The sequence below is a fragment of the Streptomyces sp. NPDC003635 genome, assembly GCF_053587635.1.
Map to the genome: position 1 here is coordinate 1 of NZ_JBSFOK010000008.1, position 14746 is coordinate 14746.

Here is a 14746-nt window from a genome sequence, read left to right on the forward strand (position 1 = left end):
GGGCCGTACCCATGGCCCGGCCGGGCCGGCTGTGCAGGGCGAGCGACGTACTGACGCTCGTGATGGCCGGCCGCGACCCGGCCGACGATGACGGAGACCCGGCGTGAATCATGCTGACAGCCCATCAACCGCAACGCCACCAGTGGACATCGCCACGATGCGCGCGAGCATCGCCCTGATCCTCCCACCCGACGTGACCCCCACCGACGCCGCCACCCTGGATACGCTCACCGGTTTGCTGCGCGGCCACATGGAGCTGGTCATCCCGGAGATCGAGCAACTGGCGGTACGGCTGCCCGAGGATGACGTGCCCCGCTACTGCGCACTCGCCTGCACCGGCGAAGCCCGCAGAAAACTGAACGCCGTACGCGGAGCGGGGACATACGACGCCATGGTCCACGCCCGCAAGCTCGCACGATCGCTACTGGCACTTTGCGACCACTACGACACCCTCACGGACGTCCGGATGTGCCTGGCCTGCAACCGGCCCATCCACAACGGGCAGACCAACCGGCCGTACTCCAAAGTCGGCCCCTCGGCGGGAGCCGGCGGCTCCGGACAGATCCACGACCACTGAGCCAAATCCACCTGAGTCAATGATGCTGCCCGCGCTGTCCGGTCCCAGGCCCCTCGCGACCTCCGGACCCAGGAACGGCCCTCTCGTCGGTGGGGGCAGGCATCCCGGGGAAGGCGCTACTGGTCCTCCCTCGTGAAGGTGCCGAGACCGGTCGTGTCGAGGTTCTCGACCTTCACCTTGTCTGCGCGTCCGCCGGACCCGATGGTGAAGGTCACGCCGGACAGGCCGACGGCGTTCTCCCCGGTGGTGCTGTAACTGAAGGTGTCGCCGTCGTAGTGGGTCAAGGTGAACCGTTGCTTCTTGGGGCCGAGTTGCATGGTGAGTTTGTCGCCCTGGGTGCTGACGGTCATCGGGCCGTAGTACTCATTGGCGTACGTTCCGGTGTAGGCGCTGTTCGCCTTGGCGGGTGTGGGCGAGGCCGGAGGCTCGCTGTAGTCGACCGGTGAGCGTTCCCCCTCCGCCGCCTGCTTGAAGATCGGCCCGAGGAACGTCAGCCAGTCGACGGTCGGACCGCCTGTCTGCACGGTGTCGAGGAATGTGGTGGCGATCGCCTCGGGTACGCCGATGGGCTCGCCGTTGGTCAGGACGACAATGCCGAGTTCCTCCGAGGGCAGCAACGAGACGTGGGTGGCCGCGCCCAGCGCGAAGGCGCCGGAGTGACCGAGCTTCAGCCTGCCTTGGTCGTCGTAGCTCACGTTCCAGCCGAGCCCGTAGAACCCGGCCCTGCCCGCGGGCGCGTGCGGCGGCTCGGAGACGATGTGCGGCAGGTGGGTCTGCTCCAGCGCGTCGGTGTCGACGAGCTTTCGCCCCTCGAATTCGCCGTTGCCCAGTTGCAGGCGCAGCCACTTCGTCATGTCCTGGACCGTGGAGCTGGCGCCGCCCGCCGGGCTCTGGGCGTCCGCGTCGCGGACGTACTCGGCCTGCCAGGTGTCGCCTTTCCTCACATGCAGGGCGGCCTTGTTGGCCGCCTTCTCGTAGTCGGCGAAGGAAGAACTGGTGGAGTCCATGCCGAGCGGCTCGTACAGCTTCTCGGCGGACAGCTCCTCCCAACTGGTGCCCGCCGCCTGCGCGGTGGCGACGGCGGCTTCGGTCAGCCCGAAGTTGGTGTACGCGTAGTGGGCGCGGAAGGGGGCCAACGGTTGGTCGCGAAGGTGGTCCAGGATGTACGAGCGGTCGTAGCCGAGGTCCTCCAGGAGGTCTCCGGCGTGGTCGGGCAGTCCGCTGCGATGCGAGAACAGGTCGGCCAGCGTCACATGGCGGGTGACCCATGGATCCTTCAGGGCGAAGCCGGAGCTGTGCTCGACGACCGGGTCGTCCCAGCCGACGGTCTCCTCGCCCACGGCCGCCGCGACCACTGTGGACGCGAGGGGCTTCGAGACCGAGGCGAGCTGGAAGACGGTGTCCGGGCCGACCTTGTCCTTCGTGCCTGCCTTCCGCAGGCCGAACCCCTTCTGGTAGACCACCTCGTCGTCGTACACCACACCCACGGCGACTCCGGGCACTCCGGTGCGGCGCATGACGTCCTCTACGACGTCGTCCAGCTGGTCCACCGCGGTGTCGACCTTGGCCCGGGTGAGCTGGGCCGGTGGCTGCGCGGGTGGGACGGTGGGCAGGGGCGACGTCGCGGCGGCCGCACGGCCGGCGGCGGTGGTGTCGGCATCAGCATCGGAATCGGCACCGGTACAGCCGACGGCCAGCGCTGCGACCAGGCCCAGTGCCGCGGCGGTGTGGAGGGGGCGGCTGCATGCGCTGTCGAGTCGGGGCATGTTCTCCATGGAAATCCCTCCGCCGATGCCTGTCGTGCCTGGGCGGCTGTTCGGGGGACGGTTCGGCGTACGCCGTCGGCCTGACGAGTCGGGTTCGAGCCCTCGGTGGGCCGGACGCCTGACGGTGTCGTACGACGACGGGCTGGGCCTGTGATGCCGACAGTGCCCCGGGACCCGGACTCCGACCGGCTGTGACCGGGGTGCCGTGCCTTCCGGGCTCAGCCGGTGGACTCCCTCTGCTGTCGCCACTCACGAGGCCAGTTCCCGGACGGAGGCGGGGGCCCGGTGACCCCCAGTTCGCGCCGGGCGCAGGTGTAGAACGCATCGCGCCTCTGACTCACCCGCTGCGAATCGCGGGTCCCCCCTCCGCGTCGTGGCGCGGCTCTCGTACATGGAACCCCCGCGTCCAGATCGCCTCGTGCCATGACCGCGCCGCCGCGACGGTCTCGGCCTCGCCCACCAGCAGTACGGACTCCCAGGTGACGGCCCGGCGTGCCTCCTGACCTCGATCCAGAAACACGCGACCCCCTCAGTCACCGGCCTCGAGGTCGTCGTTCTACCAGATCTTCCTTAACCGGCAACGGAGTTACGCCGGCCGCCTCGGTACGTCGCCGCAGGCGGACGTCGACCGATCAGGCCTACTGGGTGCGCGGCGTCACCGCCGCTGTCACAGTAAGGAGTGTCCGGCACCGAGGGGGTGGTGTGGTGGCTCAGGCCACGAGCATGCAGGAACTCATCCGGCGCCGACGGCAGGCCGGCTTCGTCGGCCGGAGCGATGAAATCAGCGATTTCCGCGAGAACTTCGCGGCAGCTGACGACCAACGACGGTTCCTGTTCAGCGTCTACGGTGACGCGGGCGTGGGGAAGACGCTCCTGACCGAACAGTTCCAGCGTGTGGCAAGGGAAGAGACCGGAGCACTCACGGCGCGAGCCGACGAGACCTCGGACGGCTTGGCCTCCACGCTGGAGACGCTGGTGAGCCAGCTGGCGCCGAAGGGCGCGTCGAAGGCCTTCGACAAGGCACTCGCGGCTCACCGCCAGCAATTGCGGGACGCCCAGAACGTTGCGGATCTGGCAGCGGAGGGGCCCTCCTCGGCGGGTCGGATCGCGGCTGGGGTCGGGCTCGCCGTGGCACAGAGCCTGCCTGTCGTCGGCCCCCTGGCGAGCGCGGTGTCGGCAGAGGAGGTGAGTCAGGCCGCGAGCCGGATGGGTGCGGCGATGTCGGAGCGAGCGCGGACCTCCGACAGCGCACCGCTCACCCCCGCGGCCGCGCTCGGCAAGCCTTTCGTGGACCTGCTGAATCGGCTTTCCCAGGACGTCCCCTGGCTGGTCTTGTTCTTCGACACCTACGAGCGCACTGAGGTGTTCCTCGGCACCTGGCTGCTCGACCTGGTGGCCGGCAGTCATGGGGATCTTCCGGCAAACCTGGTACTGGTCGTCGCAGGGCAACGCCGCCTGCATCCCGGAACCTGGGCCCCCTACCTGGACGCCATGGCCTATGTGCCGCTGCAGCCGTTCACGGACGAGGAAGCACGGCTGCTGCTGGCCGCCAAAGGCGTGACCACGGAACCCGTGGTGCAGGCGATCCTGGAAGTGACCGGATGCCTCCCGGTGCTGGTGGCCATGCTGGCCGAGAGTCGGCCTTCCGACATCGCCGCGGTGGGTGACCACGCCGGCGATGCCGTCGACCGCTTTCTGAAATGGGTGCCGCCGGAGCGTCATACCGCCGCCCTGGCCTGCGCGTTACCCCGCGTGGTCAATCAGGACGTGATGGACGTCCTCCTCGGCGAGCCGGTCAGCCGCGAGCTGTACCCATGGCTGCGCCAGCTGCCCTTCGTCCAGGACGACGCGGGCTTCTTCCGCTTCCACGACGTAGTGCGCGGCGTGATGCTGCGACTGGAACGCAGCCGCTCGCCCCAGCGCTGGCGTCAGCGGCATCAGGACCTGGCCGACGCATGGCGTCTGTGGCGGGAGAGCCTGCGCATGGACGAACGGGACGGCTGGTGGGATGAACACTGGCAGGACTGCGCGGTGGAGGAGACGTATCACCTGCTGTGCGCCCAGCAGGAAGGGGCCGTGGCGAAGGCGTTGTGCGCCTCGGTGCGGGCAGCCGAAGTGGGCACGGTGGTGGCACGGCGCCTGGCCGACGCGATCGCCCAGGCGGGCGAGACCACGGGCGCCGTCCACTTGGAACGGCTCGGCGATTCGCTGGCCGCCACCGTGGGCGCCGAAGCGCGGGACTGCACGGGCTTCCTGTCCGTCCTCCTGGAGGACCATCGTCTGGAGGACGCACACCGGGTCGCGGCGCTCGCTGAGCGGGCATGGCTCCATCAACTCGCCAACCGGCTCGATGCGTCTCTGGCGGACGTCGATCGCATGCTGCGACTGCGCCCCGAGGACTCGCACACTCGGACTCGCCGGGGCTACGTCTACCGACTGATGCGCCGTCACCATGAGGCTCTGGACGACTTCGACCAGGTCCTCGCCGACAACCCTGACCACGTCCAGGCACTGGTCTTCCGGGGTCTGACGCTGGAATCGCTGGGCAGGGACGACGCCGCGCTCTGCGACTTCGACCGCGCCGTGGACACCGGTGCCGGGCACCTCGGTGCGCGGGTGCACCGCGGTCGACTCCTGCGCCGCAAGGGACGCCTCACGCAGGCACTGGACGATTTCGACCATGCTGTCGCCCAGCATCCCCGGTCGGCCTGGGCCCGCGTGGAACAGGCCGCATGCCTGTACCACGCCGACCGCGCCGCTGAGGCTCTCCAGGCAATCGAGCACGCCACAAACCTCGAGGACGCCGCCGCCTACGTGCACGCCAATCACGGCTTCATTCTGTGCCGTCTGGGCAGGCTCCCAGAGGGCGTGGCCGCTCTCGACCGCGCATTATACATCGAGCCCGATGACGACTGGTCTCTGACCTGGCGGGGCTGGGCCACCGGACGGCTGGGCAGTGCTGACAAGGCCCTGGAGGATCTCGATCGCGCTGTGGCCCTCGCGCCTCACAACGCTTGGCCCAGTGCCGCCCGCGGCTGGCTGAACTGGGCAGTCGGCCGCCCGGCCCAGGCCCTGCCTGACCTGGAGCGTGCGGTTTTCCTGGAGGACGACTACGAGTGGGCCCTTACCGGCCTCGCCTTGACGCTGCTGTGGCTCGACCGTCCCGGCGAAGCCCGGGCTGCGCTGCGTCGTGCCACGGCTGAGTGGAGCAGACACGCACCCTACGCGCAGGAATTGGCCGACCGGCTCTTCGAGCTCCTGCAGCGGCACTACCGACACAACGACGAGGTGATTCGGCACGCTTGCTACTACGCACCCGTCGCCGTCTCCCAGCACGGCCGGTGGCAGAGCATCCGCCAGTTCGCGATGCCCCTCCTGCGCAAGAGCAGCCTGCCGCTCCTGCGGGACAGCGCAACACTCCTGCACTTCGCCAGGACCGTCATGGGCGACCACCCCGACACCGGCCCGTTGGAAAGCAACGCACTCACCGCCCTAGCGGGCGAAGTGATCGACCAGCTTCCACCACCGGGGCGGGACGAGCGCGAGTGAACGAAGTCATCCCGTGTGCCGCACCTGGCGACGACACCTGGGTGACTGGCCCTGACAAAGACGAGTAACGGCAGCTCATTGCCGGAAAAGGAAGGGTACGAACCCACCTCGCGAGAGGGAGCCCACATGGCTGCATTCGACGGCAGTGGCCCGATCGACCAGCAACCGCGCCGCTTCTACGACGGTGGCCTCGATGCCACAGCGGAACGCGAGGAAGTCCGGCCCGACGGCGACGCCGATGCCCGCATCGAACTCAAGCGGGTCATCGAGGACGACCGCGAGCAATTCATGCTGCAGCGCCGCATCGCCTACCGGGACCGGCATCTGGGCGAGCTCCTGGTACCTCGGGAGACCGGCACGTTCTGCACCGACCTGACCTCGGTACCGACGTTCCTCACCTGGCTCGTGCCCAAGACCGGCGAGCACCTCCCGGCCACGTTGCTGCACGACGGACTCAGCCATCCCGAGGGCGCCCCGGAGTACACCTCGACCGACGGCCGAGTCGTTTGGCGTGCGGAAGCCGACCGCGTCCTGCGCGACGCCCTGGCGGATGCCGGCACCGCGCTGATCCGGCGGTGGCTGATCTGGTCGGCGGTGGCCATGGCGACGATGTGGCAGGGCGAGGGAACGAACTGGCCGGCGTGGCTGAAGTGGCGCTACCGCCTGATCGTGGGCATGACGGGCCTGGGAATCCTCGTGCTCGGCGCCTGGGCGACCCTCGATCTCTTCGATGGCGAGATTTCCTGGCTCGGGAACCTTTGGTGGATGGGCGACCGGCCGTGCTGGGTGGAGCTGATCGGTGGACTGACGGCTGCCGTCGTGTTGTCGGTGGGCTGGTCGGTGACCTGGGGGCGCTTCTGGAGGGCCGGCGCGATCGTCGGGGTCAGCCTGGCGGTGCTGTTGCACGTGACGGTGGCCGTGCTGTGCATCACCGCCGTGTACCAGGTGATGGAACGCCTCACGAAGTGGGCACCGAGGGCGGCGGGCGCTCTGGCCGCCCTCGGCATGGTGGCGGCGCTGGGCGCATTCGTCGCGGTGCTCTGGACCCGGTGAGGCAGTACTTCACTGTCTGGCCGTGCGCTTCGTCAGATGTGGCGGTCGTCCGGTGCCGGCGGGCAACTCGCGCGGCAGGCCTCGGGAGTCCATGGCCCACTGCATGGGGCCGGATCGAGCGGACTGGTCTCCCGCGTGACAGCGCGGTCGCACCAGTCGCACAGCACTGTCGCCTGGACGCCCGCGGCATCGAGGACCTCGGCAGCCTCTTGCGCGGCTTCGAGCCAGCGGGCTTGCGTGACCGCTACCGGCGCTCTGTCCAGCAGAAGCTTGCTGTTCCAGAGGCTGAGACCGGTGACCGTCCGGATCGCACGGACCGCGTCCGTTTTCCTGTCTCCCGCCCCGGTCAGCAGGACACGGAATCCTGGCTCTTCCACACACCCTCCCCGGCGGCCTCCCACTGTCCGGCAAGTGAACCATCCCGGCCCTGGACAGGGGAGGCGGACCCGGGAGGGCGGCGACGGCCTCCAGGCCGTACCCGCCCTTCCTCTCAGTGCTCGCAGAGGGAGAACTCTCGTTCGTAGAGCTGTTCGTTGTGCTCGTCGATGAAGAACTTGCGTTCCTGCATGAGCTGTTCACGGTAGGTCTTGGCCTGCTCCAGCGTCATGGTCGAGGTGTCCGACCATGGCTGCTGCGGAGGCACATCGGAGGTCGAGACGATTCTCTGCGACGGGTCGACCAGGAAGAACGCGAGGATCTTGCGGTATCCCGGGCGGGTGGGGTCCGTCAGGCCGAACGAGCCGACGCGGTGCTGCAGGACGTTCGGGAACGCCAGGCAGCGGCCCGCCGGGGTCGCTACCGAGCCCAGCACCTGGTTCAGGGCGTCCTCGTCCTCCAGGCCGTAGACCTCACGCAGACCGTTGTCGTCGTTCTGTTCGTACGAGGGGTCGTCCAGGGCCGCCCGGAAACTCAGCCGGCTTTCGGTGATGTTGTCGCTGTCCCAGTAGTAGATGCCGGTCGAGACGATCCGCTCGTTCATCATCCCCTCGACGTGCCAGGAACCGCCGGCGTACTCGGGCTTGTCCGGGGTGAGATGAATGGTGGCGAGCTTGACGATGACCTGGAGGCTGCGGCCGCGCAGGTCGACCCGGGCGAAGTCGTCGGGCAGCTCGGGCGGGGTGAAGGCGGGGGCGTCCGGGACCACCGGGCGACGGTTCTCCCACCAGTCGTCCTGGGCCTGCTCCCACGCACGGGCCGCTTCCTGGTAGGCCGCGTCATCGCTGTAGGAGGCCTTGTCCGGGTACGCCGGCTTGGGGTCGTACCAGCCGTAAGGGTCGGCTTCGATCCGCAGGGGGCGCGGATGGCGGAGGTCGGTGAGCACGCTCTCCAGCAGCGGGCGCATGCGTCCGAACAACTCGGGCAGGACGGCGGCGAGTTCACGGTGCTTCTCGGGGTGGACGTTGTTGACGTACGAACGGAAGGCGACCGTGCCGTCCTCACTGACGTCGACGTCCGTGGGCAGCCACTGGAACTTCTCCGAGAACTCGTACCGCGAATAGCGGTCCGTCGGGTTCTGCCAGGCCCGCTCGGGCCCACCGCTCGCCTCGCGCACCAGGCAGAAGAGTGACGGGTGCACCAGATCCAGTACCTGGTTGTCGGATCCGGGATGCCAGTCCTGTTCTGCTGCGGGGACCTGTTCCAGAACCCGCACCGCCTCACGCAGCCGGCTCCTGAGGTCCTCGTCGATCAGGGTGTCCGACTGCCACACCCCGTCCACGGCGGACACCTCCGCGCCTGTTCGTGCGTCGCGCTGCGTGGCGTAGTGCGCGAGTTCCGCGAGCACGTAACGAACCTGGGCCTCGGTCAGGCCCTGGGCGAGGGCTTCCCGCGTCCACCTGGCGACGATGTCGGCGTCGTTCGCCTTGTCGACCCACCCCGGCTTCGCCCGGATCTGTGCGCTGCACTGCATCATCTGCAGTTCCCGCAGCGTCCGCGGTGTCGCGAACGATATGGAACGAGAAGCATGAAACGGCAGCGGGAAAGCAGACAGGCCAGTCAACTCTCTTGGTCCTCCCAGTCGATGTGCAGCGGCCGGAAGGATACGTCAGCTCACTGACATCGCCGCCGTACGGGCCCGGGATGACGAGCGCGCGAGGCACGTGTCGCCTGTGCCCCGCGCCCTCGTCGGTCCCGGCAGCCCGTCACTGCGTGACGACCGGGTTCATCCTGCCGGGGAGCGGGACTCAGGGAAAGGTCAGCTTGAAGCTGTTGATGTAGCCGGTGTCGTACGTCGCCCTGTCCTGGACGCGCAGCTTCCAGGAACCGTTCGCGACCTCTGCCGAGGCGTTGACCGTGTACGTGGTCTGGACGTTGTCGGCGGAGTCGGAGGACGAGAAGGGCTTCAGGTTGTAGACCGTGCCGTCGGGAGCGACGAGGTCGACGACGAGGTCACCGCGCCAGGTGTGGATGACGTCCACGCCGACGGCGAGGTTGCTGGGCGCGTTGCCCGTGATGCCGGTGACGCTGACGGACGAGGTCACCGCGGCGCCGTTGTCCGGGATGGAGACGTCGGCGGTGTTCTCGAAGACCTTGCCCGGCGGGTTCGTCGTACCGGACGAGAGGGTCCAGATCGCGTGGGCGATGGCGTCGCTGTTGCGGTCCAGGGCCGTGTCGTTGATGTTGGCGGTCGTGTCGCACGACGAGTGGTAGCAGCGGTCGAAGGCGGTCGTGGTGCCGCCCCACTTCTGCACCTGCGTCGAGGTCTTGGTCCGGCTGGCGCCGGTGAACAGGCCGCCGACGGGTATGCCGACGTTCTTGAAGGAGGCGTGGTCGGAGCGGCCGTCGCCCTCGGTCTCGATCTCGGTGGGTACACCGAGGCCGGCGAAGTAGTCCTTGAAGGTCTTCTCGATCGCCGGGTCGTCGTCGTAGACGAAGTAGCCCGGGTTGGGCGAGCCGATCATGTCGAAGTTCAGGTAGCCGCTGATCTTCGCGCGGTCGGTGGACGGCAGGTTGTTGACGTAGTACTTGGAGCCGACGAGTCCGAGTTCCTCGGCACCCCACCAGGCGAACCGGAGGTGCTTGGTGGGCTGGTAGCCGGACCGTGCGACGGCCAGTGCGGTCTCCAGGATCGCCGCCGAGCCGGAGCCGTTGTCGTTGATGCCGGGGCCGGACGTCACCGAGTCCAGGTGCGCGCCGGCCATGACGACCTGGTTGGTGTCGCCGCCGGGCCAGTCGGCGATCAGGTTGTAGCCGGTGGAGCCGCTGGTGGTGAACTGCTGGATTGTCGTGGTGTAACCGGCGGCATCCAGTTTCGCCTTCACGAAGTCCAGGGATGCTCTGTAACCGGCTCTGCCGTGGGCCCGGTTGCCGCCGTTGGCGCTGGCGATCGACTGGAGATCGGCGAGGTGCTGCTTGACGTTGGCGACCGGGATGTCGGGCGCCGCGGCGGCGGTTCCTGGCGCGGTGGAGGCCGGGACGGCCCCGGCGAGCAGGGCGGTGACGGCGACACCGGCCACTGCGAGGACACGCTGACGAGCGGAGAGGTTCATGTGGGGGCTCCGTGATTCCGAACTGAGGATGGGTTACGGAACGTGCGAACGTCCCGCTGCATTGGTGAAGCGGGACGCTGGAGCTGTGTGATGCCTGTGCCTGGTGCGGCGATGCGAATTGAATGTTCGGGGAATGCTGACCCATCGTCAAGAGCGCAGCAGGCGCACCTGTGTTGGGTACGCCCGACGAAAGGCGCGGCGCCGTGGTCACCGCCTCATCCGGAGCGGCGGGCTTCTCTACGACTCGTACCGAGGTGGATCAGGCCCGCCGCTAGCGTGGCCTCCTCGCCTCCGCGCGGACACGGTCGGCGATACCCAGGGTCAGCGCCTCCGCCTTGTCCTCGAGGTTCCATTTGCCATCGCGGTAGGCGTGGTTGCTGACCCAGTACACGAGGACGCCGTCGCGCAGGGAGCGGCTCAGGAGGCCGAGGGACCAGTCGTTGCCGCCGTCGTGCCAGGCGAGACGGCCGTCCGGGGTGTCGCTGATGGTCCAGCCGTAGCCGTACGAGGTGTCTGCTCCCGGCTCTGTCACGCGCGGTTCGAAGAGCTTGTCCCTGGCCGCTGCTGGCAGGATCTCCTCCCCCAGGAGCGCGCGGTGCCAGCGGAACATGTCCTCGGCGGTGGAGAGCATGCCGCCGTTGCCGCGCAGGTTCCAGTACGGGCCATCGTCGGCCCAGGGGTGGTCCAAGGGCCTGCCCTTGCTGCGGCCCTTGCTGTCGTACTCCACCGCGATCAGGTGACGTGGCCAGCGGGGCAGCACGTATCCGGTCTGCTCCATGCCGGCCGGGGCGAACAGGTGCCGGGCCAGGAACCCCTCGTACGTCTGTCCGGATGCCTCCTCGACGATGGCGGCGAGCAGGCTGTAGCCGGTGTTGGAGTAGTGGAACTCCTGGCCCGGGGCCGCCCGCAGCCGCGATGCCATGGCCCGGCGCAGCAACTCCTCACGCGATACGGGGTCGTAGTCATCGCCGAGCGCCTCGACCATGCCCGACGTGTGCGTGAGCAGGTGCTCGATCGTGATGCCTCGCTTGTCCTCGGGCACAGGCCGCTCGCGGCCGAGGAACCGGCTGATCGGATCGCTCACTCGGAGTCGGCCCATGGCCTCCAGTTTCACGATCGCGGCCGCGGTGAACTGCTTCGTGATCGACATGACGTCGTACACGGTCCGGCAGCTCGCCGGGGTGCCGGCGGCCCGGTCGGCCGCTCCGAATCCGGCGCAGTGGACGAGTTGGTCGCCGTGGGCGGCGATCACGGTGCCGCTGGGTCCGGCGGGCAGGGCGCGGCGCAGGAAGTCGGCGACCGATTCGCCGTCGCGGGGCTCGGACTTCGCCGTGCGCACCGGCGGCGCCGCGGCATCGGGACCCACGGCGCACCCGCCGAGCATCAGCAGAGCAGCGCCGGCGGCGACCATGGCCGTACGGCGGCGCGGGCGGGACAGAGTCGTGTTCATGCGGCCTCCAACATCGGTAATCCGCTCCGAGGTTGAGCGCCGCTATCGCCGGGCTTCAAGCCATGATGGTGTTCGAGCTTGTGCGAGCTCGTGTACGTCCAGGTCAACAGGGGGGACCACCACGATGACCACACCAGCACCCGCACCGGTCGACACCGACGCGGCCGCCTTCGTGGCGGCGCTGCGCCGGCTCAAGGCGTGGTCGGGCCTCAGCTATCGCAGGCTGGAGCGCCGCGCGGCGGAGGCCGGCCATACCCTGCCCTACTCCACGGCGGCGACCATGCTCGGCCGGGACCGGCTGCCCCGGGCGGAGTTGGTCGCCGCGTTCGTGGCGGCCTGCGGGGTGCGGGGGGACGAGGCGGAGGCGTGGCTGGACGCGCGGATGACCATCGCGTGCGGCGGGCGGAGCGACGTGAGGACCATCGAGCCCACGCCCGTGGCGCGGAACAGGTCTGTCCAGCGGCCGCGTTGGGCGCTCGCCGGGGCCGTGGCGCTCGCGGTCGCGCTCTTCGGCGGGGCGGCGGCGGGCGGTGGCTTCACCGATGACGTGGAGGTCGACGAAGGGCGGACGGCGCTGCATCTGCCGCGTTCCTGAGCGGCGACACCGGCACGATCCTGACCCGACCCGGCGTGCGGAGTGAGTCCTCACTCATTGACGGAGTGTGCACTCACTCCGTACGCTCGTCTGCATGACGGCACCCAAGGAGAACCAGACGCCCCGCCGCCGCGCCCCCGGCATGTCGCCGGAGCAGCGCCGCGAAATGATCATTCAGGCCGCGATCCCGTTGATCGCCGAGTACGGCGCCACCGTGACCACCGCGAAGATCGCCCGCGCGGCGGGCATCGGCGAGGGCACGATCTTCCGGGTCTTCACCGACAAGGACGAGCTGCTGCAGGCCTGCATGGCCGTGGCGCTCTCCCCCGACCACGTGGTCCGCGAGCTCGACGCGGTCGACCTGTCCCAGCCGCTGGCCGACCGGCTCGCCGAGGCGGCCGACGCGCTGCAGGCCCACATGGCACGGATGGGCGTGATCGCCGGCGCACTGGGCCACGGCGGCGGCAAGCATCCCGGCACGGTGCGCGGCGCCGGCCGCCACGAGTCGACTGCCCGCATCCGCGCCGCCCTCGCGGAGCTGCTGGAGCCCGACAGAGCAGCTCTGCGCCGGCCGCCGGAGCAGATCGCGGCGCTCTTCTTCGGACTGCTCTTCACCCAGCCGCGTACCGACGACGAGCCCGACCTGACCCCGCAGGAGCTGGTGGAGGTCTTTCTGCACGGGGCGGTCTCGGGAAGCGCCGAGTGAGCGCCCGGCGAAGGCGCCTGGGGGCTACGGCTCTGGCCGTCCTGGCCCCCGTCATGGTGTGGCTGGTCGCGGACCCCCTGCTCGGGCAGCGGCTGCGGATCGCCGACGGCGAGCGGACGCTCGACGTCGGCGCCGTGCCTGTGGCCGTCGTCGCCCTGCTCGCGTCGCTGAGCGGCTGGGGACTGCTGGCGGCCCTGGAGCGGTTCGGGGTGCGGCGCGCCCGCGCCGTCTGGAGCGGGGTGGCCTGCGCCGTACTGGCCATGTCCTTCCTTCCACTCGTCGGCGGCGGCATGAGCAACGGCACGCGGGCCTGCCTGGCTCTGATGCACGCGGCGGTGGCGGCCGTGCTGATCCCGGGGCTGGGTGGCAGGTCCCCCGGGGCAGGGGCCACCGCGGCCAGGGGATGATCGCCGGCACTACATACGACGGCTTCTGATCCCACAGGCGGCAACGCTCAGCCATGGGACCGACCCGAGTGATGAGTTTTCGCGTCCACACCCGTCACACGTACGACAGGGCACGACGAGACGGAAGGATGACGTGATGAGTGCGATCGGGCGGCTGGAGGAACTGGGTGTGGACGGTCTGGGCGAGGTCGACGAGCCGGCGTTCTCGGGGCTGGCCGAACGGCACCGGCGGGAGCTGCACGTGCACTGCTACCGGATGCTCGGGTCGTTCGAGGACGCCGAGGACGCCGTGCAGGAGACCTTCCTGCGTGCCTGGCGGCGGCGCGAGACCTTCGAGGGGCGCTCGACGTTCCGGGCCTGGCTGTACCGGATCGCCACCAACGCCTGCCTGGACCTGCTCGCCAAGCGCCGCCCTGAGCCCGCGACCGGTGGTGAGGTGCGGTGGCTCCAGCCCTACCCGGACCGGCTGCTCGACGAGCTGCCCGCGGACGACGCGGACGAGCCGGAAGCCGTCGCCGTCGCTCGGGAGACGATCGAGCTGGCGTACGTCGTCGCGGTCCAGCACCTCGCGCCGCGCCCGCGGGCCGTGCTGATCCTGCGGGACGTGCTCGGCTGGCCGGCCAAGGAGGTCGCGGAAGCCCTCGGGGACTCGGTCAACTCCGTGAACAGCGCGCTGCAGCGGGCTCGGGCGGGGATGCGCGAGCACCTGCCCGCCGCGCGGCAGGACTGGACCGGCGGCGAACAGGGCACCGATACGCGCGAGTTGGTGCGCCGCTACACCGAGGCCAGCGTGGCCACGGACATCCCGGCGCTCACCTTGATGCTGCGGGACGACGTCCGCTGCTCGATGCCGCCCACCCCCGGCCTGTACGTCGGCCGCGACGCCGTGGTGAAGGACTGGGTGGAGAGCGGCTTCGAGGGCATGCAGGGTCTGCGCCCCCTCCTCACCTCCGTGAACCGGCAGCCCGCCATCGCCTTCTACCAATGGTGCGAGCAGGAGGGCGCGTACCTGCCGTTGACGATCGACGTCCTGCGCGTCGCGGGCGGGGCGATCGCCGAGATCGTCACGTTCCACGACGACCAGTTCCCGCGGCTCGGGCTGCCGAAGCGGCTGACGGCGGACGGCGCGAAGTAGTACCGGAGGGCACCCGCGAG

14 protein-coding genes are annotated in these 14746 nt (G+C 69.5%); 8 read left to right on the forward strand and 6 right to left on the reverse strand.

Features of this window, described 5'->3' with window-relative positions; all coding sequences use genetic code 11:
* Nucleotides 1-157: 157 nt before the first annotated feature.
* Nucleotides 158-577 carry a DUF6415 family natural product biosynthesis protein gene (locus ACWDRW_RS10030; RefSeq protein ID WP_451721816.1) on the forward strand — a complete coding sequence of 140 codons (420 nt, stop codon included), beginning with the start codon at nucleotides 158-160 and terminating at the stop codon, nucleotides 575-577.
* Between the two features lie 116 nt (nucleotides 578-693).
* Here the strand turns inward: ACWDRW_RS10030 and ACWDRW_RS10035 are convergent, their stop codons facing one another.
* A complete protein-coding gene (locus ACWDRW_RS10035) occupies nucleotides 694-2343 on the reverse strand; it encodes a serine hydrolase (RefSeq protein WP_451721817.1) in 1650 nt (549 codons plus the stop codon).
* 25 nt (nucleotides 2344-2368) lie between these two features.
* On the opposite strand from ACWDRW_RS10035, the gene ACWDRW_RS10040 reads away from it, so the two are divergent.
* Nucleotides 2369-2497: a hypothetical protein gene (locus ACWDRW_RS10040; RefSeq protein ID WP_451721818.1), complete on the forward strand. Its 129-nt coding sequence runs from the start codon at nucleotides 2369-2371 to the stop codon at nucleotides 2495-2497.
* 183 nt (nucleotides 2498-2680) lie between these two features.
* Here ACWDRW_RS10040 and ACWDRW_RS10045 read toward each other — a convergent pair whose 3' ends face one another.
* Entirely contained in the window at nucleotides 2681-2863 is a 183-nt protein-coding gene (locus ACWDRW_RS10045; protein ID WP_451721819.1) for a hypothetical protein, read from the reverse strand.
* A gap of 203 nt (nucleotides 2864-3066) precedes the next feature.
* Here ACWDRW_RS10045 and ACWDRW_RS10050 point away from each other — a divergent pair, with 203 nt between their 5' ends.
* On the forward strand, nucleotides 3067-5892 hold the full coding sequence (locus ACWDRW_RS10050; RefSeq protein WP_451721820.1) for an AAA family ATPase: 2826 nt from the start codon (nucleotides 3067-3069) through the stop codon (nucleotides 5890-5892).
* 126 nt (nucleotides 5893-6018) lie between these two features.
* A complete protein-coding gene (locus tag ACWDRW_RS10055; protein ID WP_451721821.1) occupies nucleotides 6019-6945 on the forward strand; it encodes a DUF1353 domain-containing protein in 927 nt (308 codons plus the stop codon).
* A 32-nt stretch (nucleotides 6946-6977) separates the two neighbouring features.
* Here the strand turns inward: ACWDRW_RS10055 and ACWDRW_RS10060 are convergent, their stop codons facing one another.
* The 4 genes from ACWDRW_RS10060 to ACWDRW_RS10075 all read right to left on the reverse strand — a co-directional run bounded on the left by ACWDRW_RS10060 (nucleotide 6978) and on the right by ACWDRW_RS10075 (nucleotide 11883).
* Nucleotides 6978-7346, reverse strand: a complete 369-nt coding sequence (locus tag ACWDRW_RS10060) for a ribosomal protein L7/L12 (protein ID WP_451721822.1) — start codon at nucleotides 7344-7346, stop codon at nucleotides 6978-6980.
* A gap of 89 nt (nucleotides 7347-7435) precedes the next feature.
* Complete coding sequence (locus tag ACWDRW_RS10065) at nucleotides 7436-8944, reverse strand: DUF4246 domain-containing protein (RefSeq protein WP_451721823.1); 1509 nt, start codon at nucleotides 8942-8944, stop codon at nucleotides 7436-7438.
* Between the two features lie 184 nt (nucleotides 8945-9128).
* Nucleotides 9129-10433: a M28 family peptidase gene (locus tag ACWDRW_RS10070; protein ID WP_451721824.1), complete on the reverse strand. Its 1305-nt coding sequence runs from the start codon at nucleotides 10431-10433 to the stop codon at nucleotides 9129-9131.
* 271 nt (nucleotides 10434-10704) lie between these two features.
* A complete protein-coding gene (locus ACWDRW_RS10075) occupies nucleotides 10705-11883 on the reverse strand; it encodes a serine hydrolase domain-containing protein (RefSeq protein ID WP_451721825.1) in 1179 nt (392 codons plus the stop codon).
* 124 nt (nucleotides 11884-12007) lie between these two features.
* Between ACWDRW_RS10075 and ACWDRW_RS10080 the strand changes: the two genes are divergently transcribed.
* From ACWDRW_RS10080 to ACWDRW_RS10095, 4 genes are all read left to right on the forward strand, one after another.
* Nucleotides 12008-12478 (forward strand): hypothetical protein, encoded by a 471-nt coding sequence (locus ACWDRW_RS10080; protein WP_451721826.1) that lies wholly within the window; start codon nucleotides 12008-12010, stop codon nucleotides 12476-12478.
* 94 nt (nucleotides 12479-12572) lie between these two features.
* Nucleotides 12573-13184 carry a TetR/AcrR family transcriptional regulator gene (locus ACWDRW_RS10085; RefSeq protein ID WP_451721828.1) on the forward strand — a complete coding sequence of 204 codons (612 nt, stop codon included), beginning with the start codon at nucleotides 12573-12575 and terminating at the stop codon, nucleotides 13182-13184.
* Complete coding sequence (locus tag ACWDRW_RS10090) at nucleotides 13181-13591, forward strand: DUF6069 family protein (protein WP_451721829.1); 411 nt, start codon at nucleotides 13181-13183, stop codon at nucleotides 13589-13591. Before ACWDRW_RS10085 ends, ACWDRW_RS10090 begins: the two co-directional genes overlap by 4 nt.
* Before the next feature lie 136 nt (nucleotides 13592-13727).
* Nucleotides 13728-14726 carry an RNA polymerase subunit sigma-70 gene (locus ACWDRW_RS10095; protein ID WP_451721831.1) on the forward strand — a complete coding sequence of 333 codons (999 nt, stop codon included), beginning with the start codon at nucleotides 13728-13730 and terminating at the stop codon, nucleotides 14724-14726.
* Nucleotides 14727-14746: the final 20 nt, after the last annotated feature.

Excerpts from the sequence above, each read along its gene's own strand:
- ACWDRW_RS10035 (WP_451721817.1), bottom strand. The coding sequence starts at position 2,343 with ATGCCCCGACTCGACAGCGCATGCAGCCGCCCCCTCCACACCGCCGCG.
- ACWDRW_RS10030 (WP_451721816.1), top strand. The coding sequence starts at position 158 with ATGCGCGCGAGCATCGCCCTGATCCTCCCACCCGACGTGACCCCCACC.
- ACWDRW_RS10050 (WP_451721820.1), top strand. The coding sequence starts at position 3,067 with ATGCAGGAACTCATCCGGCGCCGACGGCAGGCCGGCTTCGTCGGCCGG.
- ACWDRW_RS10070 (WP_451721824.1), bottom strand. The coding sequence starts at position 10,433 with ATGAACCTCTCCGCTCGTCAGCGTGTCCTCGCAGTGGCCGGTGTCGCC.
- ACWDRW_RS10055 (WP_451721821.1), top strand. The coding sequence starts at position 6,019 with ATGGCTGCATTCGACGGCAGTGGCCCGATCGACCAGCAACCGCGCCGC.
- ACWDRW_RS10080 (WP_451721826.1), top strand. The coding sequence starts at position 12,008 with ATGACCACACCAGCACCCGCACCGGTCGACACCGACGCGGCCGCCTTC.
- ACWDRW_RS10085 (WP_451721828.1), top strand. The coding sequence starts at position 12,573 with ATGACGGCACCCAAGGAGAACCAGACGCCCCGCCGCCGCGCCCCCGGC.
- ACWDRW_RS10075 (WP_451721825.1), bottom strand. The coding sequence starts at position 11,883 with ATGAACACGACTCTGTCCCGCCCGCGCCGCCGTACGGCCATGGTCGCC.
- ACWDRW_RS10095 (WP_451721831.1), top strand. The coding sequence starts at position 13,728 with ATGAGTGCGATCGGGCGGCTGGAGGAACTGGGTGTGGACGGTCTGGGC.
- ACWDRW_RS10040 (WP_451721818.1), top strand. The coding sequence starts at position 2,369 with ATGCCTGTCGTGCCTGGGCGGCTGTTCGGGGGACGGTTCGGCGTACGC.